Below are 25,354 nucleotides of genomic sequence, written 5' to 3'. Positions count from 1 at the left end.
TAATTTTTATTCGCCTGTTGGCGGGGTAAAGACCTTCGCTAAGTTATCAATAGAGAAAACTAATGGCTCTGCTGAAGATAGACTAAATCGTGAAAAGTCATAATGACCTAGTTGTTTTAGGCTTAACCTCTGAGTAAAGTCATGGTAATAAGTACTTAAGCTAGACTCAAAAATATCAACCACCTGATGCCTGTTATCATTTACAAGGCTGTTGTTATCAATATCTTTTAGCATAACTAATGACTTTGCCCCTAAAGCAACATGACCACCAAAGGATAAATCCACCGGATAGTTGATATCATCAATATCCCAGTTAATACCCCCTATATAGATTGGCTGAGACATTTTTGTGGCTAACACAGCTTTTTTTGCCCCAAATGCCATAGCGTCATTAGCTGCCCAAATAATATCGATGCGAGTGTGCTGCAAAATACCTGTTACTTTTTCGTAACTCTGTTGTTTAGACCAGTTCGAGACAGTGCTATCAACAGCCAGTAAGTTTTGGTTAGCTTTTAAAGCATCATTGAAGCCTAACTCTCGAGCAAGTGATGCCGGCGTTGTATAGTCCCCTTGCAGGGCAAGTATTTTGATAAGCTGTTTTTTATCCGCTTTATTTTTATGTGACTTATATAATGTCACTAAACCATTAAGTAGCTTTTTTCCAGCGTTATAGTTATTAGGAGTAACACTACCTTTTAGCAGGCGCTTTTCTTTAGCTGACAATAACACAAAATCTTTTTCATTTAGGCTATTCAATAACATAAAGCTAGCTATGTCATATCTAGCAAGCTGCTTAATAATACTTAACGCTATGCCTTTTTCATTAACTAAAACAACATATTTGGGTTTTTCTGCTGCTATCTCCTCAATTAATGATTTCATTAAAATATGATTGCGATAAGCATATACAGTAACCAATTCAATATCTAAATCTTCCGCTGCAGCATCCATAAATTGGGTAACATTAGTCCAAAAGCTGCCAGTAGTATTTTCTGTTGGAAAGCCAGGGTTTAAAAAAACAACTTTAAAACGGTCAGCGACACTATAGCTAGACTGAAATAACAGTACTAATAACACTAACTTTAAAATCTTATTCATAAAAACAATAACCATTAACTTTAATCCAATAGCTATTATAGCAAATGGTCCTTATTGGAGTTATAGACCCACAAAGCTGCGATCTAATTCCCACTTATAAATCTCGATTCCCTCCACAGGGAAACTACACAATCAATAAAATCAAAATACCATTATAAATCAATAGATAACATTTTGGCACGCTTCTAGCTTTTTAGTTTTCAATAACGATAATACCTAACCTAATTGAAAAGACTAAAGCATGGACCTAACAACGACACTGCAAAAAAAACCACAAGGCTTTAATAAAAAAGGCCTGTTAGCGATCATCACTTTATTGATGACCATATTACTACTCTGGGGCGGCGCTTCATTAACCAATGAACCACAAGTGGAACTAAGTTCACTGCGCATAGGCGAAGTTAAACAAGGTGACTTCAAAGTAAATGTCGCCGGTTATGGCCGTTTAAAAGCCAAGTATCAACGTTTATTAACCAGTCAAACTCAAGCGATTGTTGAAAGCATAACCCTCTATCCCGGCGCTAAAGTCACTAAAGACAGCATCATCATGATCTTGTCTGATCCACAACTTGAACAAGCAGTGGTAAATGCTAAGTTAGAACTTGCACGGCAAAATGCCGAATTTAACCAACAAGTGATTGCCCATAAAAGTCAACTGTTAGAGCACGATGCACAAATAGCCTTGTTGCTAAGTGAATTAGAAAATGCCGAGCTAAGAGCACAAGCAGAGCAACAGTTAATTGATAAAGGTATTGTTAGCGCCCTTGATTTCAAACGTAGCCAGTTAAACGTCCGTCAATTAAAGCAAAGAGTGGCCATTGAGAGAACCAGACAAGAACACTTGAAGGACATGCAAAAAGAACGAGTAAAGATAAGCCAAGATTTGATTACCCAATACCAACTTAACTTTAAAACCATCAAAAATCGTTTTGAGCGTTTAACCGTACGCGCAGGCCTAGATGGCATACTACAAACACTGCCGGTTGAAATAGGACAAAGCTTAACGCCCGGCACGCAACTGGCTATGGTTGGCTCTGACAAAAAGTTAGTGGCGCAATTACGGGTACAACAAAACCAAGCCGACCAAATAGCTATTGGCATGTCGGCCTCTATTCAAACCTCGGGTAAAAATATAACGGCAAAAGTCATCCGCATAGACCCCGTCGTTACCGATGGTCGAGTGATGATTGAGTTAGATTTAACCGGAGAATTACCTGCCAATGCCCGTCCTGATCTAACAGTCGAAGGCAAAATTCATGTCAAAGAAATAAACAATGCCCTCTATGTTGAACAACCTAACAATGTCTACGATTTTAAAGAAAAAAATATTTATCGCCTGCGCAGCGACGGACAAAGTGCACAACTAACCACAATACAATTTGGTACACTTTCGGGCAATCAAATTGAGGTGATTAGTGGTGCTCAGCGCGGTGACCAACTCATTGTTTCAGATATGTCTCAATGGCCGACCACGCAAAAAAACCTACTTGTAAATCAATAAAGGAATGATAATGAATAAGACAACTAGCACACTAAAAACGGTAGAAAACAGCAAAAAAAAGCCAATAATATCATTGAAAAATATTTCTAAAACCTATCATTCTTCGAATATCGAAATTAAAGCGCTGACCGATATAAACCTCGATATTATGAAAGGTGATTACTTGTCAATCAGTGGTCCATCAGGCTGTGGCAAGTCAACGCTATTATCACTATTAGGCTTATTAGACTCGCCAAGTAACGGCGAATACCTTATTGAAAATGTTGACACTCATAACCTAACCATGGATCAACAAGCAGAGTTAAGAAATCTGCATATAGGTTTTGTTTTTCAATCATTTAACTTAATTGATGAATTGAGTATTTTCGACAATGTTGCTTTACCGCTGACCTACCGAGAAGACACTTTAACTGCAAGTGAGATTGAACAAAGAGTAATACAAGCACTGACTCAAGTTGAGATGGAACATAGAAAAAGCCACAAACCTAACCAACTATCTGGTGGTCAACAACAACGTGTCGCAATCGCTAGAGCACTCGCGGGTCAACCCAGTATCTTATTGGTCGATGAACCGACCGGTAACCTAGACTCTAAAAATGGTGATGCGGTAATGGACATATTAAATAACCTGAACAAACAAGGTACAACAATTTGCATGGTTACCCATGACGTTAGGTATGCCGGCCATGCGAGTAAACAAATACACTTACTAGATGGTAAGATAATTGAGTATTCCCAAGCTCAAGAAGACATGAGTAATAACCCAGACGCGATGGCTGGCCTAGCAGAACAAGCAGTGGTGTAATCATGAGTGCTTTTATTCGAACTAAAACGCAGTTTAACCTCGCCTTTAACTCACTGAAAAATGCCCCCGGTTTTGTTGCTTCGGTAATGGTGACCATGTCACTGACACTAGCAACCTTGTTTGTGGTTTTCTCATTGGTAAATACTTACTTTTTAAAGCCACTCAATGTCTTAGATGAACAAAAGCTCTACGTGGTCGAGCAAGAAGTAGATACACCTGCAGGAACCCATAGTGGTTTTCAAAGTTATAAATCCATTATCCATTGGTATAAGACCCAGAACAGCTTTGACAAACTGACTCCAGTTAGTCCTAATAATATTATGTTAACTAGCTTACCTGGTGAGCCTAGAGTGGTAGCCACCTTTGCTATGCCAGACTATTTTGACATATTCAAAGTGCCTATGTTGTTAGGACATAGCTTTGCAACTGACCTGCCCTTAGAGCAAGCATCTGATAATGTTGTTATTTCAGAATCCTTTTGGCAAAAGTACTTTGACCGTACCCCCAATATTATTGGTAAAACACTTAATGACGGTGAACGCGCCTTTACCATTATTGGTGTGGTGGCCAAATCATTTGAAGCGCCTTATATGTTTTATAGTGGTAAAACTGATATATGGTTGCACTTTGGCTCTGACAGACGTTTTTTTAATAATGGTGAATGGGACAACCCTTGGGATAATACCTATAAATCATTAAAACTAGTCGGTATTGCCAAAGTTGGTACTAGCCAAACAAGTATCTTAAAAGACCTAGACGACCGTATTGAAGATATTCGCGCAGAATGGCTGGAAGGTTACGAGACCTCAACAGATTTTAGACCGCTAGTAACAAAATATAGAACAGTTGAGCTAGGTGATAAGGGACATTTAAGCTTGTTCTTATTGGCCGGCACTTTAGGTTTATTACTTATTGCCGTGGTTAATGTTTGTAATTTATTTTTCTCGCGTGCCCTAGCACAACATAAAACCTTAGCACTACAAGCGGTATTGGGGGCAAAACGACGACTATTATTTAACGCCATTTTAACGCAAACATTGATTCTGATGATGTCATCGGTAGCAGTAGCTTTGTTTATCTCTGCATGGGGTATTAAGCTATTCAAGCATCTAGCTGCAGGTAATCTGCCGCTAGTACAATCGCTTACCATAGACATTAACTTGCTTGGTGTGGCGATTATACTTAGCTTACTACTGGCTTATTTATTTGCCTTAGTGACCTCTCGCTTAGTCGATTACAAGGCATTAAAAAACCAGCTGCAATCGAGTGGTAAAGGCAGTGTTAATCAGGTTTCGGCCCGTACGGTAAAAGTACTTATTACTATACAAATGACCTTTGCTAGTTTGTTAATTATCTTTGCTTGTTTAGCACTAACCAAAACCCATCAAACACTAGACCGGCCAATGGGTAGCAAAGTTGATAACATGTATTCCTTTGGCGCTTTTATCCGTGGTGAAAATGATGAATTATCGGTTACCGAGCGTTTTGATAAAGTGCAAAAAATCAAACAAGCTTTCGAGAACTTACCACAAGTTGAAAAAGTATCAAACGGCCGTAGCCCGGTATCTATACGTATTACCAAATCTAACTTAACGGACATGGATGGTAAAACGACCGACTTTATTCCACAAGGGTGGGTGGGCAGTGATTATTTCGAGCACACCGGCTTAAAAATACTGAAAGGCCGCACTTTTAGTGATGAAGCGATACGTGGCGAAAAACAAGAAGTAATGGTGACGCAAAGCTTAGCCTACTTGTTAGATCCAAACGGTGATGTACTGGGTAAAGTCTATGATGGCCATGAGCCAAAAAATGAAATTGTTGGTATTACCGAAGATTTTAATCATCCGAACCACTTTGACAAAGATCAAGGCAAGCATATTTGGTGGCCTAACCAACCATTTGGCTATAACTTAATCGTTGAAACTAAGCCGGGTTACTCAATCAATCAAGAGACCATACTGTTAACTTTACGTAAAGAAGATGCGCGTTTTAATATTTGGGAGTTTCGCTCGCTAAGCGATGAATATGACCGCATCATTTATATGGACATAATCACCTTATACTTAAGCTATATTCTTGCTGCTTTCACACTATTATTAGCCAGTGTCGGAATTTACGGGGTATTGAGTTATAACTTAGGTCTACGCCGCTTTGAATTTGGTATTCGCATGGCACTGGGCGCTAAAAAAGCCCGACTCTATAAATTGCTAATTAAAGATGCCATAGTACCGTTATTACTCGGGGTAGTTTTGGCAAATATCATTATACTAGTGATTTATAACCAATTTTATCAAAGCTTAAGTCCTTGGTTAAGTTTTGATATTCGCTTTGCCCTACCGGCAATATTGTTAAGTACTGGCATTGCCATCTATGCCAGCATTAGGCCAATGCAAAAAATCATTAAAGCCAGGCCAATGAAAGCCTTAAGAAACGAGTAAACAGCAAAGATAGTAACGACATTAGCTTGCTCTCATCAGTTAATGTCGTTTTATGCTTTTTACTGAACAGCCCAACCATTAAATAACCTCTATGGAAAGTAAGTCACTTTATGAATAAAGTTCTGATTGTTGATGATCAACTTGATGTTCGCATGTCAGCATCAATCGCCTTAAGCAACCATGGTTTCTCTTGTATTGAAGCTGATAGTCCACTTCAGGCAATGCAAATAGTCACCTCTGAAAAAGTTGATCTTATCTTACTCGATATGAATTACTCCAGTGATACCACCTCTGGGCAAGAAGGTTTAACTTTTTTACAGCAACTACAAAGAAAAAATATTAGTATACCCGTCGTTGTGATGACCGCTTGGGCAAGTATCGATATTGCCGTACAGGCAATGCAGTTAAATGCTGTTGATTTTATCGAAAAGCCTTGGAAAAATACCCGCTTGGTTGCCATTGTTAAACAGCAAATTGATAGTGCAAAACTGCATAAGGAAAACGCCCGTTATTCGGCCTTAAGCCGCCCTTCGAGCAAACAGGAATATTTCGCCAAATCCCCCGTTATGCTTGAGCTACTCGCTAAAGCAAAACGTGCTGCCCAAACCGATGCCAACATTTTACTTACTGGTGAAAATGGTACCGGTAAAAGCCTACTGGCAAATTACATCCATGAACACTCCAGCCGTGCTGATAATCGTTTTGTTAGCGTGAATATGGGCGCGATTCCTGAATCTCTATTTGAAAGTGAGTTGTTTGGTCATAAAAAAGGAGCCTTTACCGATGCCAAAGAAAATCGTTTAGGCCGCTTTGACATTGCCTCAGATGGCACCTTATTTCTAGATGAAATAGGCACCCTAGGCGGTAACTTACAAAGTAAGGTATTACGGGTATTAGAAACCGGTGAGTATGAAGTTGTCGGCTCAAGCCAAACTGAAAAAACCAATGCCAGAATCATCTCGGCAACCAATGCTAACCTTGAGAAAATGATCGCTGATGAGCATTTTCGCCGAGATTTATTCTTTAGGTTAAATACCATAGAGTTGCATATCCCGCCACTAAGAGAACGCCCTGAAGATATCACTTTACTCGCTGAACATCTGCTTGATAAACATGCCGCTAAATATAATCGCAGTGGTATGACGTTATCAAGTGCTGCCCATGCTGCTATTTTACAACACCCTTGGGTAGGTAATGTCCGCGAACTTAGCCATAGCATAGAGCGCGCCGTTATTATGTCTGAACATCAGGTACTTGATGTCAATGCCCTGAGTCTGAACGGAAACATTAGTAATCATGGTACTAATCCTCAACAAAACTGGCCACTGATGACCTTAGAAGAAAGTGAAAAAAGAGCCTTGATTACTGCCATAAAACACTTTCAAGGTAATGTCATTGAAGCAGGCGATTACCTAGGAATGAGTAAATCAGCCATTTACCGCCGTTTAGAAAAATTTGCCATAGATCCTAAAAACTTGGAGTCCTAATTGAAAAGCAAGGTAGATAAAAGGAGAAAGGAAAAGCTAAATAGTAAAGTGAGTGCTGACCTGCCCGCTAAATCATCGCTTGAGCAAAAACTTATTTATCTGCTTTGCTTATTGGCACTTTTACCATTAATCCCGTGCGCATATATTATTAGTTCTCTGCAATTAGATTTACTTAGCAGCAGTACTCTAATTATTGCCATGTTAATTCCTAGCCTTTGGGCGGCTAATCGCTGTTTTTCCTATGTTACCGACACCCTAGAACGCATTGGTTTGCAGCTTGATGCCATAGGTAATGAAGAATTTAACAGCTGGCATCTTGCTGAATTTAACAGTGGTAGGGTAACCAACCTCAAGCGTGATTTTGAAAAGCTTAGTGCTAAGTTGCAAACTAAACGTTTTGAGTACATGCACAACGAATCATTTTTATCTGAATTTATTAAAGAATTGAACTTGCCCATTTTGGTGTTAGATCATCACCAACAAATTTACTCAGCTAATCACGCGGTAGAAACCTTATTAAAAAGCTCAACGGCAAATTGGCTTGGTAAAAAAGCCGAAAAATTAGGTTTAGTTTTTCAAGAGAACAAATGGCAACAAACCAGTGATTCACAATTAACACAACGATTTGAAGTAACACACCATGTGTTAAAGCGCAGTGGCCGAAATTTTCAATTATTGGTATTGTTCTCAATAGAGCAGCAACTTAGAGCCAACGAAAAACAAGTGTGGCAACGCTTAATAAGAGTACTTAATCATGAAGTAAGAAACTCATTAACGCCCATTTACTCTATGACCCAATCCTTACAAGAAATGAAGTTAATGGGCCCTTTAACACCTGAGCAAGAAAGCCTCGAAAAAAACATCTTACAAGTTATTGAAAAACGCTCGCTGCAGTTGTTAGAGTTTGTCGAAAACTACTCCGCCTTTAGTAAACTAGCGCCAGCAAAAATGGCAAAGGTATATCCAAAAGACATAGCTCAGCGCATGCAAGCCATCTTCCCTAAGCTATCAATAGAGCTTAATGAAAGCGCTTTGCCTTTTCTCGCTGATGCCGGCCAATTAGAGCAAGCGTTAATTAACTTAATTAAGAATGCTTTTGAAGCCTGTGAAAACAGTGACGCAAGTCCTGATGTACAAATGCTTTGGCAACAACCTTTTCAAGAAAATAAGCAGAAAAACCGCCAACAAAGTCATCAACAAGATAAGAATCAGACCACTATTAATATTATCGACTCAGGCCAAGGTATTGCCAATAACGACAATTTATTTGTGCCTTTCTACTCGACCAAACCACAAGGCTCAGGTATTGGCTTAATTATCAGTCGGGAATTTATCCGCAATCAAGACGGCGAGTTAACCTTAAAAAATCGCGATGATGCCCAAGGCGCGGTTGCGCGCATTAGTTTAACAACGAAGATACCCAATTAAATACTTAGTTTAAAAGTAGAGAATAAAAACCCATAAATTATTTTTACAAGGAAGTTATCAATTCATGAATATCTATTTACTCATTGCAGCCTCACTAAGTGCTATTGCCGCCCTTTTACATTTAGGCTGTATTTATTTTGGCGCCTCATGGTATCGCTTCTTCGGCGCAGGTGAGCACATGGCCTTAATGGCTGAGCAAGGTAGTTGGCAACCGACCATCATTACCTTGGTTATATTTTCAGTGTTATCACTGTGGTCAGCTTATGCTTTTTCTGCTGCAGGGCTGATAATTAGATTACCGTTTATTCGCTTAGCTCTTTCCCTGATTACCTTAGTTTATTTAGTACGAGGTTTGGCTGGTTTTACCTTGATGAGTTTTACCTTAAAGAATAATCCGATGGGACGTAGCCCTGAGTTTTGGCTGTGGAGTTCTGTGATCTGTTTAATCGTTGGTATTGTTCATGCTATTGGCTTAAAAAAGCAATGGGCTACGTTGTAACGACATTGGTATAATAGTACAGATAAAAGTAACAGCTAAAAAAGGGCATTATGAAATTCATAATGCCCTTTTATCGTTTAGATAAGATTTATCTAATCAACTACTTATTATTTGAATTTAACTTTTATTAGCGCTCGATTTTAATAACGTTAGCGCTTTAACACAGCGACCTACATTTTGATGGCTAGCTTTTACTGCTTTTAACACTTGTGGTTTCATTTTACTGTAGTCTTTAATCAGTTGCGCTAATTCCACTTCACTTGTTGGCGTACATTGAGATGGCAACATGCTACCGGCAAAAGACTCTAATAAACCCAAATCACTTCCTTCATTTAATTTAGGGATGTGCGCTAAAATCTTAGCTTTATAAGGTGCTTCTAAAGCTTGTTGCTCTGAAGGAAATAACCCCCACATAATATAGCGAAGTGTAGAAAGTTTCAGTTTGTCAGGGTTATTAATAACCACGTTAAACCATTTTGCTTTAACTTCGGCCTCAGGGCGTAAAACTTCTGCGTAAATAGCACTTTTAACACCTGAATCAGTAATATCTTTAGTTGCTTCAGAAGTTAATAATGCTTGATAATTACCATGCTGATAACGGTTCATTTTAGCGACTAATGACCAACGTTTATCTTGATCGATAGTTATACCATCAAAACTTAGCTTACCATTTAAAATGTTTTTCAAATTATCTAAATGCTTTGCTGTTTTACTTACACGAACATAACGGCTATACCAAAGTTTTTGAAAATCAGAGCCCGCTTCCGCTTTTTCTAATAAACCTAAGTATAAATCTTCAACTTCCATATAAAGCGCTGAATAATCGTTTTGCTCTAAGCGTGTTGCTACCGTTAAGTAGTTCAGGGCTGATGTTAATGTGCTGGCAATTTTACGTGTTACGTTATAATCAGTTTCACCTTCAAGGTTAGCCATAGCAAAATTCACTAGCTGGTCAGCGGCTAAATTTGCATCACGAACACTGTCAGACAAACTCTGCCATAACATTAAACGCATGGTTGCATTATCAATAGCATTGATATGTTTCTGAGCTGAAGCTAATGATTTTTCATCAAGATCAACTTTTACATACCCCCAATCGGCTTCGTTTGGATAAACCAAATCAGGACAAGCTTGACCAATAACTTCTTTAATTTCAGTGGTAGCACCTTTATACATGATTGGTGTTGCTGATGTTAAACTCATGCCATTACCATCAGAATTAACATTGTATAAACCAATCTGAACACGTTGTTCGCGTAACGTAGGATAACCTTCAGGCGCAGTTTGCTTTATAGCAAACTCACTAATTTTACCGTCGCTACATTGATAATTGACTTTAATGGTGTTTAAGCCAGCGTTAAATAACCAGTCTTGTGTCCATTGGGTCATATCCTTACCGGCAGCTTTACCTAACTCACCAATAAAGTCTTCAAGATCAGTGTTTTTGTATGAGAATTTTTTCAAATAAGTACTCACACCAACGCGAAAGTTTTCTTCACCTAAGTAATAAGGTAGCTGCTTTAACACTGAAGCACCTTTACCGTAAGTAATACCGTCAAAGTTTGACAAGGCAACACCTGTTGAAGCAACAGGTAGCTCAATTGCATGTGTATTTACCGAGTCATCAGTGCGGTAAGCCCATTGTTTAGTGCCGGAGTAAAACACATCCCAGTTATTTTCAAAGTCACTTGCTTCAGCAATAGCTAAATTAGCCATATAAGTTGCAAAGCTTTCATTTAACCATAAGCCATTCCACCAACGCATTGTTACTAAATCACCAAACCACATATGTGCCATTTCATGAGCGATAACATTCGCTAAACTCATTCGAGCACTTGTCGATTTTTCACCACGTGCGATATAACCTTCACTGAAAGTAACTGCGGCAACGTTTTCCATTGCGCCGGCGTTAAAGTCAGGTGCTACAATTTGATCATATTTTCCAAAAGGGTATTTCACTTCAAAGTATTTGTTGAAGAAGGCAAAACTTTGTTTAGTTGGGATAAACCACTCATCCGTTTTTACGTATTCCGCCAAACTTTGACGAGCAAACAAACGTAATGTCATGCCTTCAAAATCATCTTCCCAAACTGCGTAGTTACCCGCATGAAGAGAAAATACATAAGAAGAGAATTTTGCAGATGCTGGGAAAGACCAAACTTTAGTATCGCCATTTTCACTAATACTGGTTTCGCGTGTTGCACTAATGATTTGCCAATGAGCTGGTGCAGTGACTTCAATTTTGTAACTGGCTTTTAGATCAGGTTGATCAAAATGCGGAAATAAGCGGTTTGCATCATAAGGTTCAAAATCAGTGTATAAATAAACCTCACCATTTTTAGGGTCGACAAAGCGATGAAAACCAGAGCCGTCAGTCGAATAAGCACGTTCGTAATCAATAGTAATGCTTTGCTTTCCTGGGGTTAACTCAGCGGCTGGAATGGTAATAAACCATTTTTCATAGCTAAAGTTAACTTGTTTACCATTAACGGTTAATGATTTTATTGTGCCTTCATCAAAATCTATCGTTAAATCATTTTGATTATTTTCGGTCAATTCAAAATTTAGCGTTGTTGAGCCCGAAAAAGTTTCACTTTTGTTATCTATTTTTACCTGTAAATCATAGCTCACATCGCTTATTTGTTTGGCTCGCATTTCTGCGTAAGTAGCATTAAGAGATTCGCTTTTCATACGAACTATACTGCTACTGGCTGATGATGAACTTTTAACTTGCGTTGTGGTGCTTGCTTGCTCACAACCTGATAATGCAAGACCTGAAGTGACTAGTGCTAGGGTTAATGCCTTAGTCAGTTTAGATTTATTAATAAACATTTATGTTGACCTTAATAATGATAACGACTTTCTTCTTAGAAAATTATATTGTTAATACTTGTAACCCAGTATTTATAACATATAACGTTTAAGAATAATGCCTAACCATCCTGTAAATCAGAGTATCAGTCGTATTCTGAATATTATTAAAATGCTATTCACCATCACTCTGGTCAGCTTTTTCTGCTGCAGGACTGACATTTCGTCTGCCGCTTATTCGTTTAGCCCTGCCCCTCATCACTCTAATGTATTTAGTCCGTGGCTTACCCGGTTTTACATTAATAGACACTCCCATGGGGCGCAGCCCTGACTTTTTTGGTTATGGCGTTCAATAATATGCTTAACCCTAGGTATTTTCACGCCATTGGTTTAAAGAGATAGATGATAAATATTGTTAATAAATAAACTAACAATTAATAACTGTCCTTTGTCTCTTTCACTTATTTATACCATATTGATTTGATGAGCTTTTAAAATTGATGAATACGGCAACTACATTTGTGATGTATCACATTATGTGATTTAGTATGCGAGGCAATAATGTTACTAATTTCATTCAAAACAGATTAAGGAAAATCAAAAGTGGGAAAAAATGCTCAAGTTCGATTAACAGAAACATTCAAGTATTTAGATAAAATTACAGCCATTCCATCCAGTCCCTACGCTAAATTCAAATCTGCAAAAAAAAATGATCTTGCTGCATCAAAGCGAGTCAGCCTTGGCGGTGGAAGTCGGGGGACATCAACAACTGCTGAAAAATTAGAAACTCAGCGACGACATGCTTTACGCGGTTTATTATTGTGCATGGACTGGGCCGGTGGACAATCCAAAATAGCCCAAGCAAAAATTGACTATGATAAGGTAAACGAATCAACAATAAAAAAAGCCATTCAAAGCTTCTTCCCTATTACAGGTAAAAATGCACAAGACGCGGTTATCGAGGCAAAAGCTAATAAAATAACTATATATGGTCGAAATATAGATATTACTAATTTTTATAAATTCTATAGAGAAGCCGTAAAAGGAAATAAAATTAAGATGAGTGGCGCCTGCTATGAAAGTGTATGTGGTTGGATGTACTTAGCAGGAATCACTTCATTAAAGTGGATTTTAGATAATGGCAATCAGCCACGTCACGCACTACCTGTACCATGGAATTGGGGGCCATCAATCACCTCTCTTGAAACTGCAGCACAGATCCCAGCGGGTCGTATTGTTCGCTTTCTTCGTGATGAGGCAGGATTACATTACGTAATTTCTACTGGTAATGGCAAATGTATTGGTAACCATAATACCGGAGAAATTTGTGAATTTTGGCTAGATGGCTACGGACCAGCTCCAACAAGGGATGGTCACACAACTGAATTCTCTATTGCAGGCTACCTTGCTACCATGCAAGCACGCAATAGAAATACAAAGATACCTAGTTTGCGCTCCGCACCAATTGTGCCAAAAGCCCCATACTAGTCAAAGCTAGATTCAGGTATATGTTTAAAGCTTATGCTGCTGTGATATACCTGCATGTATATCAAGCTTATTAGAGTCTTTTCTAACAGCCCTTAAAAATTTCAGTATAAAAAATGCCAGCATTTAGTTGGCATTTCATTTCAAAAACTTAACTGGTTTTGTTAATAGGTATTAAGTGCATGCTGCCCAGTTAATACCATCGATTCCACATTCAAAAACTGTAGTACCATCATCTTGCTTGGTTTCTTTGCGCCACTTACCTTCATCATCTTTGTGAATCACAACATTACCCACGGCCTTACTTTTACGCCAGTAACTAACATCAATAACAACTTCATCATCAAACTTATAAGGCATGCTATCCAAAGCAGTAAAAAACTCTGCGGGGTCTAGCGCATCAGCCTTATCTTTAACATTTATCCAATCAGCTAATGTTTGAAAGTCAGCATTTATATCTCTAAAGTAAAAGTCAGCATTGTAGTCATGATCAGCTTCAACATAACTCAGGCTGAAATTACGCTCATAAGGGCTTTCTAAGCTGGTATTAATACACTCGGCAAGAGTCGGAAAGGTCACAGTAGGTATAGTATTACCAAGTTCATAATGAATACCCTCTTTATCAAAACTTATACGCTCAATATTCCCACAACGATATGTTTTATCCTCATTGATATAAATATCTGCTCGAATACTTAACCAACCCTTTAATGACTGTTCACCCCAAGCCGCCCCTAATTCATGAAGCTTAGTTAATACCACATCAACTTTATTCAATGAACCGGTATCCTTTAGCTTCACAACTTCAATAAAGTCTTCCGTGCCTATAAAAATAATTTCATCACGATACCATGCGTCTGTGTAGCTATACTCTAAATCTTTAGCCTTGTCTTGGTAGATAACAACCCGAATTTCATTTGCACTAGGATATTCCTCTGCCAATGCTTTTTTATGTTTATAAGCTGCTTTCAAGCCAGTAACAATAGACTGGGCTTTGATATAGGCTTCACTGTCATTATTGGCAATGAAATCAGCATAAATCTGCTCTGCAGACAAATTGTAATGTGCCACCAGATTTAATAACACCTCTTCTATTTCACGTTTTAAATTAGTACGTAAATTGGTATCAGCCTTAAGTTCCTCACAACTCAAATTTCCCTTACCACTCCCTTTAAGTTGACGTCTAAATTGTCCCCAAACTTCCGATGTTAATGGTGAAATATTGCGAATATCATCATCAGAAATAGGCACTATCGAAGGAGGAAAAGACATCTGGTATGCTTCAGTCACTTCACCTAGCTCTTCGTCAATAGCACCAACAGGTACATCTACATACATGGCAGAGTACGGTACACAAGATGCCTGCTCTTCAGTAAATTCAAAACTATAGTTACCCGATTCAGTAGAAACGACTGATGGCTCAGTTTGTTTATCAAATTTACCATCACCATCTAAATCCAACCACACAGTGGCACCAGAGACGTAACCGTCAATGACTTTACCGCTAAGGGCTATTGTCTGCTCTACGATAGGAACAGCTTTTTCCGGTGCAGGAGTGGGGGCAGAATCACTACCACAACCAACCAGAGATGCGGCTATTACACTGTAGACAATAAGGCTACTTTTTTTAACTAACATACAAGAACTTCCTTTTAGCGTAAAATTATTACGAGATAACTAAATTTTTAGATGAGTATAAGCATCATGAGTATTATGGTTAATACCCGCACAATATAACATCACATTAACAATTCATATACTAATTAACGACTTAAGCTCGCTTATTTCACCTTTGTTTTTATATAATTTGTCCCTAGCTAACATTAAACTGGTGTTACACTAATACACCTTAACAACCCTTAAGGATCACAATGCGTTACTGTGCCGCGATATCACTTACCCTCATTCTATTAAAGCCATTTAGTCTTTTTGCTGAAACTATCTCCGAAGAAAACACGGTAAAAAGTACCGAACAGATAACCGAACAAAGTACCACCAAAACAACTGAGCTAAGCACAGTACAAAATACTGAAAAAGAGATTGTTAGCAGCAACCAAGTAAAGTCCAATAACACGCTAACAGCAAGTACTGAGTCTGATAGAAACAAGGTATTTCAAGAGCAAACTTGGGGCTTGGGTGTATTATTCAGAAATGCGGAAATTCCCTTTGATACCGAAGCTGACAATGTCACTAGCTTTGTGCCTATGATGTTTTATCAGGGAGAAACTTTTTTTATTCGCGGTACTGAAGGCGGAGCGCATATTTATCAAAACCAAGATTGGCAATTTAACGCCATGGCACGTATGCGCTTTTTCGATATCCCTGCTGAATATCAAAATGAAGTACAAGGCGATACCATAGACCTTGGTTTTCAAGCGAGAAAATCATTCAGTGAAAATAGTTTCTTTGATGTTGAGCTTTTCAGCGATCTCGAAGGTAACCCTTACGCTAACTTAAGCCAAAGCTGGTACTTTCAACACGACAGTTGGGAGTTTATGCCTAAAGTTAGCGCGCGTTATAAAAGTGCCAGCTTTAATAGTCACTATTATGCCTTAGCTGAAATAACCGAGCAAAAGATAGGTGCTGGCATTGAAGTGAATGCCGGTGTAGAAACTCGCTATCATGTTGCCAGTAACTTTTATTTACTCGCCTCAGTAAACGCCACCATGCTTGATAAAAATGCTTATAACAGTACGGCCGTCAACCAACGCTGGCAAAGCGAAGCCTATTTAGGTTTTGCCTTCTTTAATGATATCAGTAAGCCGCAAAAATCAGAGTTAACTAATCATGGTTACCTGCGTTTAGCTCACGGCTGGGCGACGCCATCGAATATGGGTGACATTCTCAGAGGAGATAGCGTTAAAGATGAATACAATAATCAGCTCAGCTCTATATTTTATGGCTTACCACTAACTGACAACTTATTTTCACTACCGTTAGATATCTATTTAACCCCTGGTTTTGTTTGGCATTGGAACTCTGCAGTACAAGACTCAGAGCAAGAATATGTACTGGCCATTAAAGCCTATTACACTATCAAGTGGCCAGTCCGCTGGCGTATAGGCTTGGCTGAAGGATTGTCTTATGTTTCAGATGTTACTTATATTGAAGCGATTGAAATGGAAGAGAAAGGTTATCGCCCTAGTGAGTTAATGAACTATATAGATATAAGTTTTGATATTAACTTAGGTGATGTCTTCAATGTTAAGGCACTCAATGAAACTTGGTTAGGTTATAGCATGCACCATAGATCATCTATTTTTGAGAAAGCCTCTCAGTTTGGCCGTATTAAAGGCGGCAGTAATTATAATACTGTCTATATTCAGTTTGATTTCTAATAACTGTTGCTAAAAATGTGCCTTCTAATTAGAAGACTTAACATAAAATTTGATATTCATGCTCAACGTCACAATCATAAATTACATTGGCCGACATTATGAACATGAATACCACAGTGAATCAATTGCAGTGTGCCGAATTTACACACTGCAATACTCACTACTGTGCGTTAATGGCGTCCGTCATTGCTTGCTCTGCAACTTGCTCTAACCAATTAAGATCAACTGTTTGGTGAGCTTGACAAATAAACCAAGGTTCACGCGAGTCTGGCTCTAACATTACACCATTGTCTATTAAGTTCAGGGCGAATTGTGTGTAAAGATCACTGTTGGTTTGTTTCCAGTCACGATAATTTTGTGGCACTTTATTACCAAAATGTACACCAAACATAGCATCAGGTCCGGCAAAACAATGCTCAACACCTAGTTTTGTAAAAACACGTGAAAGTAAAACTTGAATTTCTTTACCAACACTGGCGATAGTTTCCAGCGCATCCGTTTCTTTAAGTACGGTTAACGTCGCTTTGGCCGCACTTAAGGCAACCATGTTCGCAGTATAAGTTCCGCCGTGTGTTACACCATCTTTAGCAAAAGAAATGGTATCCATCACCTCAGCTCGGCCACCAAAAGCAGCAATAGGGTAACCGTTACCCATGGCCTTCGCGTAAGTAGTTAAGTCAGCGTAAATGCCATACAGTGCTTGTGCGCCACCTTTGGCAACACGAAAGCCCGTTTTAACTTCATCCATGATCAACAATGAGCCATTATTATCACAAACGTCACGCAATTTTTTCATATAGGCTTGAGTTGAAGCAATAGAGCCACAGTTACCCATAATAGGTTCAATTAATATCGCGGCAATATCGTCACCATGTGCAGCAAAAACAGCGTCTATGGCTGCAAAATCATTCAGTGGCACACTCACTTGATGTTCGCGGGTGCTTGCTGGAATGCCACCACCAAAAGGCACAATTTCGGGTGTTTCTTGACTGCTTACATCCCAATTATCAACATCTGATTTCCACATAACTTCATCGTGTAAACCATGGAAGCCACCTTCAACAACAACAATTTTATTTCGTTTGGTAAAACCACGTGCAGTACGTACTGCGCCAATAACCGCTTCTGTGCCTGAGTTAGCAAAGCGCATTTTGTCGATATTAGGGCAAAGTGATTTTACTAATTCAACCACATCAGAATCAAGACCCGTGGAGAAACCTGAAATAACGCCAATCTCAGTAATAGCATTAATGACTGCATTATCTACTCGCTCATCACGATAACCTAAAATAATGGGCCCATAAGCTAAACGAAAATCAACAAAGGTCTGCTCGTCACAATCGGTAATGGTGCAACCTTTCATGCTACTTAAAAATACGGTGTTTTCTTCACCCCAGTAACGATAGCTATCAGCTACGCCTAACGGCATATTATCAACGGCTCTTATAAACAGTGCCTTGCTGTTGGGTTTGTTTTTTTTGGTCATTGGGTTCTCTCTTTTCTTAATAAATTATTTTCAATATTAGCGGTAAATTGAATGGTAGTGTTATGCGTATTTTAATGGCGGACCATAGGCTAAAACATCCATTACTGCCCTTCTTGCATCTGTCCAACCATCAATACTGGCGCAGCATCAAGTTCTTCAGCATCCATCATCGAAGCAATACGTTCAACTGAAGATAATAGCTGACTCTGCTCCCAAGACTCTAGTGCCTGATAACGCTTGATAAAATGTTCTTGCAATGGCTTTGGCGCACCTTGCAGCAGCACTTCTCCAGCCGAAGAAAGATATAGCTCAACTTTGCGCTTGTCTAACTGGCTACGCTTACGTTTAACTAATTTTTTTGCTTCCAAACGGTCAATGATACTGGTTACCGTTGCCGGGCTAAGATTAATTTCTTTAGCAACCTGTTTTGCCATGGGTGCAACTAACTGGGAAATCTTGGTCATTACCATAAGCTGAGGACCAGTTAATCCTGACTTTTTATTCAACTGTTTAGAGTGTATATCAATCGCGCGGATCACTTGACGTAATGAAATTAACAGCTGTTCGTATTTTTCCATAATATATACCAATGTAGCCCCTGAGCTAATAACAATCGCAGGGGCTAGTTAGGGCTGCGCCGGCTAAAAACTAAAGGTACGAGATACCGAGAACACTACCCGAGCATCTGCCGAATCAATGTCCATGTCAGTATTTTCAGCTGCTAGGTTAAAATCAAAACCCTGCCAGCTGGTCATGTATTCAACACGATAATGGTTATAAGCATCTTTACCGTCCCACGCCCATTTATTTTCATCCGCTGAAGTTGAGCGATCAAAGGTCACTTTAATGTTGTGTCCTGGCACTACTTCTACGGTATGAGCAACCATGGCAATGTAGTGACTTACCTCTAAACCAAAGTAATCCCAGCTGTACCAGAAGTTGACTTCACTATCACCCATAGACGAGCTGTAACCAAGTTTGGCATAAGCTTCCGGATAGTTGTAAGTACTAGAGGCGTCATCACCATGGTAGGTGTAATAGGCAATACCAGTATCTAAACCAAATTTATCATTTAGCTGAAAATACTGTCCAGCATAAACATCCCATTCGATGTTGGTGTCTTCACCTGTACCAAAATCAACATTAGAAGCCCAAGTTCCGGCATAAAAACCGCTATCCGCAGCATAATCCAAGCTCGCTTGCAGCGCAGGATCATTACCTGTTTGGCTAACACCGTTAAAGGTGTAGTCAGAAGCCAGATTAACCGTTGAAGATACGGCAGCCATAGCACCAGCAGGCAATGTTAGTAGACAAGTTGTTGCCGCAGCAATAATAGTTTTATTCATTATTTTTTTACTCATTAAATTATTTATTAGATTAGTTCATTAGCTCAATTTTATTAAAATCGATTTTATTTTCTTTCGGTGAACATTCTATCTCGCTGACCACTTTAAACTTGGTCAATATAATATAACCAAAACAAGTGAAAAATAGCCCAATAACTACGGCGCCAACCCATTGGATCTGCAAGAAGTCCAATTTGAATAACAGCGTAAGTAAGCTTAGCGCGATGAGATTACCCAAAAAGTATTTCACTCGCCCCACTCGACTGACACTCAAATTCAAGTTATCTGTATATAAACGAATCAATGAATCGAGTGAGTTAATAACAAAGGTGACGCCAACAATTGCCATCGCTATATTATAAAAACCAGCAGTTTCCAGACCGTTAGCGCTGTAGTAATACAACACGGTAAACCATATCGCGATAGGAATAGACGGGAATACCAACATAGCTAGCAAAACTTGGTAAGTACGCAAACCACCAACAAAGCGGGCGGTAAATTGGCCAATCATAATGCTCCATGCAAACCACCAATACAGGTAGAATTCATGATAATCATTTAAAGGTAAGACAAATTCATGGATATTACCAAAGTAACCGCCAAGCAAGGCAAACGTATTAGCAAATTCACCAATGCCTGAGCCTTCGACAAGAAAAGCACCTCCCCACATTAGCGCTATCAGGGCAATAAACAGCCAAGAGGTTGCCAAACTCAACAAACGTACATAACGAATACTGGTACTAGAATAAACAGCGGCCGCTATGACTAAGAAGACGATTAGATAGAAACTGCCAATAAGGGATTCACCATCACCCAGCTCAGGTATATACCAAGGTAAATTGCTTAGTAATAAATACGCAGTAAAGGCACAGGTACCAATAATAACAACATTATTAATTAGCTTGATTAATGGAATTTCGAAAAATTGCACCCGTGGCTCAATCACGCAGAAGTAAAAACAGGTTAGAAAGTAGAAACCCCAGATAAGAAACGCCCAGAAGCCAAATTCAATAGCTAACGGGTTAGTGAAGCCATATTCAGGACTGGCAGCTAGATCAGCATATCCAGCAAACTCCGTTAAAGGGAACATGATCAGGCCAACATCAAGGCCTGAGGTAAATAAAATTGCAATAAAGGTGAATGTTTTAACGGGTGTTACCCCAACACAGCGAACATTTCCCCAGCGATATAACACAAAGGCAATGGCGGCAAAGGTAAATAAAATCCCAGCAGATAACCATGGGGTCATAACGGCCCCCCGATAATTTTTTTAATGAATGTAAACACGTATTACTCCTCTTTACTTATTATAGTTAGAGCACTCGGTATCACCTAAACAACAGCAAGAGGATCAATAAATCAGTCCACTTAGTATAGGCTTCAAATTTTAACTATAGTCACCATATCAACGCTACAGACAATGTTGATGACGATAGTTAAACCCTGAAAGAGTACTCACGATTGAATAGTTGTTAGCTTAATTTTTGATTTTTCTTTTTGGCGGGTTGGCACGTTGTTGCTGTTGCCAGTTAGGCGCAATGTGCACAGCAGCCGAAGATGGTGTTAGTGTTTCATGGCCTTGAATAAGATCCGCCGCGCGTTCAGCAACCATGATGGTTGGCGCATTAAGATTACCATTTGGAATAGTCGGAAAAATTGACGAGTCAACAACCCGTAATCCGTCAATACCATGGACTTTAGTGTCTGAGTCAACAACAGCCATTTCATCTGTGCCCATTTTGCATGAGCACGAAGGATGATAGGCACTTTCAACAAATTGACGGACAAAGGCATCGATTTCTTCATCAGTTTGTACATCAATGCCGGGTTGAATTTCTTCACCTCGATAATCATCAAGCGCACTCTGGTGAATAATTTCTCGGGTCAAACGCACACAGGCGCGGAAACCTTCACGGTCTGCTTCGTGTTCAAGATAATTAAAACGTATTTGTGGATGTGCTTTAGGATCGTCGGACACCGCGTTAACAAAACCGCGACTTTTTGGTTTATTATGACCAATATGCACCTGAAATCCGTGACCGGCAAAAGCTTCTTTACCGTCGTAGCGCATTGCTGCCGGTAAGAAGTGGTATTGTAAATCTGGCCATTCAACATTCTTTTTAGAGCGAATAAAACCACAAGACTCAAAATGATTGGTCGCGCCTAAGCCTTTTTTGGTGAAGAACCAACGACTACCAATTAAAAATTTATTCCACAAGCCTAACTGGCCATTAAGCGTAATCGGTTTTTTGCACTTAAACTGGAAATAAAACTCCAGGTGATCTTGCAAGTTTTGACCGACACCGGGCAAATCATGTTTAACTTCAATGCCCGCGTCTTCAAGCACCTTTTTAGGACCAATTCCTGAGAGTTGCAAAAGATGAGGTGAGCCAATAGGCCCCGCCGATAGAATAACTTCTTTTTCAACACTAACGTCGAAAACTTTTCCTTTACGCTCATAGCGTACGCCAATAGCTTTTTTACCTGCCAGCAATACCTTATGTACCAAGGCATGAGTTATTACAGTTAAGTTTTCACGCGCCATTGCTGGGCGAAGATAAGCGTTAGATGTAGAACTGCGCACACCATTTTTAATGGTCATGTGCATAGGACCAAAACCTTCCTGTGCTGCGGCATTATAATCATCAGTGGCAAAATAACCGGCTTCAACACCTGCATCAACAAACGCTTGATACAGAGGGTTTTTCATTTCATTGCCGTTATTTACCCCTAATGGGCCACTTTTACCACGGTATTCATTACCGTCGAAAGCCCACGTTTCGGCTTTTTTAAAATATGGCAAACAGTGGGCGTAATCCCAGTTTTTCGCACCGTGTTGCTGCCATTCATCAAAATCTCTTGCATGACCTCGAACATAAACCATGCCATTAATAGATGAAGAACCACCTAAAACCTTGCCTCTTGGGCAATGCATACGGCGATCATCAAGATAAGGCTCGGGCTCAGTTTCAAACTGCCAAGCATATTTTTTGCTATTCATCGGAATTGATAATGCTGTTGGCATTTGAATAAAAATACTTTTATCACTGCCGCCGGTTTCAAGTAACAATACCCGATTATTACTGTCTTCAGTTAATCGGTTAGCCAGTACACAGCCCGCAGAGCCGGCACCAATAATAATGTAATCAAATTTTTCGTTTTTCATCTATAACTCTTATTTACTGCTTAGCTACAACTTTTATTGCTAATAATTCACACTTTCAGAATTATTAATTGCTTAGTTTATGCCTATTGCTAATCGAATCGTCCGGTTAAAAAGGGCTTTCAAGTGGCTGTAGGCCAACATATACGGCTTTAATTTGAGTGTAGTGGTTCAGTGTAATAAGACCATTTTCACGGCCGATGCCCGATTGTTTATAACCACCAACAGGCATTTGCGCAGGTGATGCGCCATAGCTGTTTATCCAACAAATTCCGGCTTGCATCTGATGAATAACCCGATGAGCACGGGTAATATCTTGGGTGAAGACACCCGCAGCTAAGCCATAATCACTAGCGTTGGCTCGAGTAATCACTTCCTCTTCATCAGTAAAGGTCAGTACCGACATCACAGGGCCAAAAATCTCTTCACGGCAAATGGTCATATCATCACGGCAATCGGTAAAGATAGTAGGCGCAATAAAATAGCCATGGGGTGCGTTTTCTGGTTGCAGCGCTGTGCCGCCATGAAGCAGTGTCGCACCTTCTTTAATGCCGATATTGATATAATTTAACACTAGATTAAAATGCTTTAACGAGATTAGTGCACCAAAATTAGTCTCAGGAGCCATTGGGTCCCCAACAACAATATTTTGGCGAGTACGCTCAAGCAATTTTTCAATAAACCTTGCATACACTGACTCTTGCACAAATACACGCGTGCCATTGGTACAGACTTCACCCTGAGTATAGAAGTTACCCAACATGGCTGCAGAAACCGCATTGTCGATATCGGCATCATCAAAAATAATCAGTGGTGATTTTCCGCCAAGCTCCATAGTGACATCTTTAAGCGTAGTGGCAGCACCTGCCATGACTTTTTTGCCCGTACCAACTTCACCGGTAAAAGAAACTTTAGCTATATCTGCATGATGGCTTAACCAAGCACCGACGTCGCCTGCGCCCTGAATAACATTAAATACGCCGTTAGGGAGTCCGGCTTCGGTAAAAATCTCTGCTAATTTTAATGCCCCCAACGGTGTTTCTTCCGAGGGTTTAAATATCATTGAATTCCCACACGCTAGCGCGGGGGCTGCTTTCCAACAGGCTATCTGTATTGGATAATTCCAAGCACCAATGCCTGCGCAAATACCCAGCGCTTCACGTCGAGTGTAATAAAAGTCACCATCAACTTGCTGTTGATTACCTTCAATGCCAGGCGCCAAACCAGCAAAGAACTCGATAGAATCAGCACCTGATTCTACATCAACCACCGAGGCTTCTTGCCAAGGTTTACCGGTATCAAGTACTTCAATTTTTGCCAGTTCATCATTCCGCTCGCGTAATAATGCCACCGCTTTAAGTAAGATTCGGCTGCGCTGTATCGCGCTCATTGCTGACCAAGTCGCAAAACCACGTTGGGCACTTGCCATGACCTGTTGTTTAATTTTTTCATCGGCGACTTCAACCTGATAGATTACTTTTCCCGTTGCGGGGTTAATCACATCAAATGTTTCACCACTGTCGTTCGCCATGTAGGCGCCATCGACAAAATTTTCATAACGTATTAACGACAATTGACATCTCCGGACTGCTTAAGCAGATCGTCTATAAATTTTTTACATAATTGTTCAGCCTGTTTAAATTCTTCTTCAGGCCTTGGGCTTAATGCACTGCGTAACCAGAAACCATCAATCATAGCCGCGGTCTGTTTAGCCGCGATAACGGCTAAATCATCAGCCAATAACTGGCGAAAAGAGAAAAGTAGATTGCTGTATAGGCGTTTGCTGTTGATATGTTGTAGCCGAGCCAATCCGGGTTGGTGCATAGATTGCGCCCAGAAGCTAAGCCACATTTTTGTTGCCGGGGCTGAACGTTGTAATTGAGTAAAGTTAGCCTCAATGATCATTGCAAGTCGCTCGGCCGCGCCGAGCGGTTGAGTAAGGTGCGGCTGATTGACACGTTCAAGCAATGCCAACTTCAATTGTTCCAGCAGATGTTTGACCGTTGCTTCGACTAATTCCTGCTTACCACCAAAATAATGACTAATGATACCTGACGATAAACCGGCGATCCTGCTAATAGTAATAATAGTGGTATTTTGTAAACCGTATAACGCCACAGATTCTAAAGTAGCATTAATTAATTGTTTTTTACGTAGGGGTTTCATTCCAACTTTCGGCACTGACTTCTCTAATTCTTTTTTAATTGAACGTTCAATTAATTACAATACTAATGAATTTTACTGAAATTATCAAGTAACAACCATTAACAAAGTTCGATGAACAGCGCCGAAATGGTTAAAAATAACGTAAAACTTCGTATAAATGACTAAGTATAATATTTACCTCATAAGGTTAAAGCTTAGTACTCAAACTATATTTATTGTTTTTTTACTTATAAAAGAACAGTAAAAAGATAGCGCGACGATTTCCTGCAACTAGAGAGAATAGAATTTAGAACTAAGAAT

At 39.6% G+C, this 25,354-nt stretch carries 18 protein-coding genes; 8 read left to right on the top strand and 10 right to left on the bottom strand.

Going from position 1 to position 25,354, the window contains the following annotated elements; translation table 11 throughout:
• Positions 1-6: 6 nt before the first annotated feature.
• Positions 7-1,098: an ABC transporter substrate-binding protein gene (locus tag HRT55_RS08440; RefSeq protein WP_291620384.1), complete on the bottom strand. Its 1,092-nt coding sequence runs from the start codon at positions 1,096-1,098 to the stop codon at positions 7-9.
• Between the two features lie 241 nt (positions 1,099-1,339).
• On the opposite strand from HRT55_RS08440, the gene HRT55_RS08435 reads away from it, so the two are divergent.
• From HRT55_RS08435 to HRT55_RS08410, 6 genes are all read left to right on the top strand, one after another.
• On the top strand, positions 1,340-2,599 hold the full coding sequence (locus HRT55_RS08435) for an HlyD family efflux transporter periplasmic adaptor subunit (protein WP_291620382.1): 1,260 nt from the start codon (positions 1,340-1,342) through the stop codon (positions 2,597-2,599).
• Positions 2,600-2,609: 10 nt separating this feature from the next.
• Positions 2,610-3,404: an ABC transporter ATP-binding protein gene (locus tag HRT55_RS08430; protein ID WP_291620380.1), complete on the top strand. Its 795-nt coding sequence runs from the start codon at positions 2,610-2,612 to the stop codon at positions 3,402-3,404.
• A 2-nt stretch (positions 3,405-3,406) separates the two neighbouring features.
• Positions 3,407-5,845, top strand: a complete 2,439-nt coding sequence (locus HRT55_RS08425; RefSeq protein ID WP_291620378.1) for an ABC transporter permease — start codon at positions 3,407-3,409, stop codon at positions 5,843-5,845.
• Positions 5,846-5,955: 110 nt separating this feature from the next.
• Positions 5,956-7,332: a sigma-54 dependent transcriptional regulator gene (locus HRT55_RS08420; protein ID WP_291620376.1), complete on the top strand. Its 1,377-nt coding sequence runs from the start codon at positions 5,956-5,958 to the stop codon at positions 7,330-7,332.
• Positions 7,333-8,760, top strand: a complete 1,428-nt coding sequence (locus HRT55_RS08415) for an ATP-binding protein (RefSeq protein WP_291620374.1) — start codon at positions 7,333-7,335, stop codon at positions 8,758-8,760.
• 64 nt (positions 8,761-8,824) lie between these two features.
• Positions 8,825-9,259, top strand: coding sequence for a hypothetical protein (locus HRT55_RS08410; RefSeq protein WP_291620372.1), 435 nt, complete (start codon positions 8,825-8,827; stop codon positions 9,257-9,259).
• A gap of 117 nt (positions 9,260-9,376) precedes the next feature.
• On the opposite strand, the gene pepN is transcribed toward HRT55_RS08410, so the two are convergent.
• On the bottom strand, positions 9,377-12,091 hold the full coding sequence (gene pepN, locus HRT55_RS08405; RefSeq protein ID WP_291620370.1) for an aminopeptidase N: 2,715 nt from the start codon (positions 12,089-12,091) through the stop codon (positions 9,377-9,379).
• A gap of 582 nt (positions 12,092-12,673) precedes the next feature.
• On the opposite strand from pepN, the gene HRT55_RS08395 reads away from it, so the two are divergent.
• The gene (locus tag HRT55_RS08395; RefSeq protein WP_291620368.1) at positions 12,674-13,558 is read left to right on the top strand and encodes a hypothetical protein; all 885 of its coding nucleotides are present in this window, start codon (positions 12,674-12,676) and stop codon (positions 13,556-13,558) included.
• A gap of 171 nt (positions 13,559-13,729) precedes the next feature.
• On the opposite strand, the gene HRT55_RS08390 is transcribed toward HRT55_RS08395, so the two are convergent.
• Entirely contained in the window at positions 13,730-15,193 is a 1,464-nt protein-coding gene (locus HRT55_RS08390; RefSeq protein ID WP_291620367.1) for a hypothetical protein, read from the bottom strand.
• 233 nt (positions 15,194-15,426) lie between these two features.
• Between HRT55_RS08390 and HRT55_RS08385 the strand changes: the two genes are divergently transcribed.
• Positions 15,427-16,893, top strand: coding sequence for a MipA/OmpV family protein (locus HRT55_RS08385; protein ID WP_291620365.1), 1,467 nt, complete (start codon positions 15,427-15,429; stop codon positions 16,891-16,893).
• Between the two features lie 160 nt (positions 16,894-17,053).
• On the opposite strand, the gene HRT55_RS08380 is transcribed toward HRT55_RS08385, so the two are convergent.
• The 7 genes from HRT55_RS08380 to betI all read right to left on the bottom strand — a co-directional run bounded on the left by HRT55_RS08380 (position 17,054) and on the right by betI (position 25,069).
• A complete protein-coding gene (locus HRT55_RS08380; protein ID WP_291620363.1) occupies positions 17,054-18,379 on the bottom strand; it encodes an aminotransferase class III-fold pyridoxal phosphate-dependent enzyme in 1,326 nt (441 codons plus the stop codon).
• 101 nt (positions 18,380-18,480) lie between these two features.
• A complete protein-coding gene (locus tag HRT55_RS08375; RefSeq protein ID WP_291620361.1) occupies positions 18,481-18,957 on the bottom strand; it encodes a MarR family transcriptional regulator in 477 nt (158 codons plus the stop codon).
• Between the two features lie 63 nt (positions 18,958-19,020).
• Positions 19,021-19,725, bottom strand: a complete 705-nt coding sequence (locus tag HRT55_RS08370) for a TorF family putative porin (protein WP_291620359.1) — start codon at positions 19,723-19,725, stop codon at positions 19,021-19,023.
• Between the two features lie 31 nt (positions 19,726-19,756).
• Positions 19,757-20,974, bottom strand: coding sequence for a BCCT family transporter (locus HRT55_RS08365; protein WP_291620357.1), 1,218 nt, complete (start codon positions 20,972-20,974; stop codon positions 19,757-19,759).
• A gap of 228 nt (positions 20,975-21,202) precedes the next feature.
• Positions 21,203-22,891: a choline dehydrogenase gene (gene betA / locus HRT55_RS08360; protein ID WP_291620355.1), complete on the bottom strand. Its 1,689-nt coding sequence runs from the start codon at positions 22,889-22,891 to the stop codon at positions 21,203-21,205.
• Between the two features lie 106 nt (positions 22,892-22,997).
• The gene (betB, locus tag HRT55_RS08355) at positions 22,998-24,461 is read right to left on the bottom strand and encodes a betaine-aldehyde dehydrogenase (RefSeq protein ID WP_291620353.1); all 1,464 of its coding nucleotides are present in this window, start codon (positions 24,459-24,461) and stop codon (positions 22,998-23,000) included.
• Positions 24,452-25,069, bottom strand: a complete 618-nt coding sequence (betI, locus tag HRT55_RS08350; RefSeq protein WP_291620351.1) for a transcriptional regulator BetI — start codon at positions 25,067-25,069, stop codon at positions 24,452-24,454. Before betI ends, betB begins: the two co-directional genes overlap by 10 nt.
• Between the last annotated feature and the right edge of the window lie 285 nt (positions 25,070-25,354).

The sequence above is a fragment of the Colwellia sp. genome, from assembly GCF_013214175.1.
Classification (GTDB): Bacteria; Pseudomonadota; Gammaproteobacteria; order Enterobacterales; family Alteromonadaceae; genus Colwellia.
Note: the sequence above shows the minus strand (reverse complement) of the source record. Positions and strands in the feature narration are given on the sequence as shown.

Coding starts and splice junctions, on each gene's coding strand:
- HRT55_RS08380 (WP_291620363.1), bottom strand. CDS start 18,379: ATGACCAAAAAAAACAAACCCAACAGCAAGGCACTGTTTATAAGAGCC.
- HRT55_RS08365 (WP_291620357.1), bottom strand. CDS start 20,974: ATGACCCCATGGTTATCTGCTGGGATTTTATTTACCTTTGCCGCCATT.
- HRT55_RS08385 (WP_291620365.1), top strand. CDS start 15,427: ATGCGTTACTGTGCCGCGATATCACTTACCCTCATTCTATTAAAGCCA.
- HRT55_RS08410 (WP_291620372.1), top strand. CDS start 8,825: ATGAATATCTATTTACTCATTGCAGCCTCACTAAGTGCTATTGCCGCC.
- HRT55_RS08370 (WP_291620359.1), bottom strand. CDS start 19,725: ATGAATAAAACTATTATTGCTGCGGCAACAACTTGTCTACTAACATTG.
- HRT55_RS08440 (WP_291620384.1), bottom strand. CDS start 1,098: ATGAATAAGATTTTAAAGTTAGTGTTATTAGTACTGTTATTTCAGTCT.
- pepN (WP_291620370.1), bottom strand. CDS start 12,091: ATGTTTATTAATAAATCTAAACTGACTAAGGCATTAACCCTAGCACTA.
- HRT55_RS08425 (WP_291620378.1), top strand. CDS start 3,407: ATGAGTGCTTTTATTCGAACTAAAACGCAGTTTAACCTCGCCTTTAAC.
- HRT55_RS08420 (WP_291620376.1), top strand. CDS start 5,956: ATGAATAAAGTTCTGATTGTTGATGATCAACTTGATGTTCGCATGTCA.
- HRT55_RS08390 (WP_291620367.1), bottom strand. CDS start 15,193: ATGTTAGTTAAAAAAAGTAGCCTTATTGTCTACAGTGTAATAGCCGCA.
- betA (WP_291620355.1), bottom strand. CDS start 22,891: ATGAAAAACGAAAAATTTGATTACATTATTATTGGTGCCGGCTCTGCG.
- HRT55_RS08435 (WP_291620382.1), top strand. CDS start 1,340: ATGGACCTAACAACGACACTGCAAAAAAAACCACAAGGCTTTAATAAA.
- HRT55_RS08375 (WP_291620361.1), bottom strand. CDS start 18,957: ATGGAAAAATACGAACAGCTGTTAATTTCATTACGTCAAGTGATCCGC.
- HRT55_RS08430 (WP_291620380.1), top strand. CDS start 2,610: ATGAATAAGACAACTAGCACACTAAAAACGGTAGAAAACAGCAAAAAA.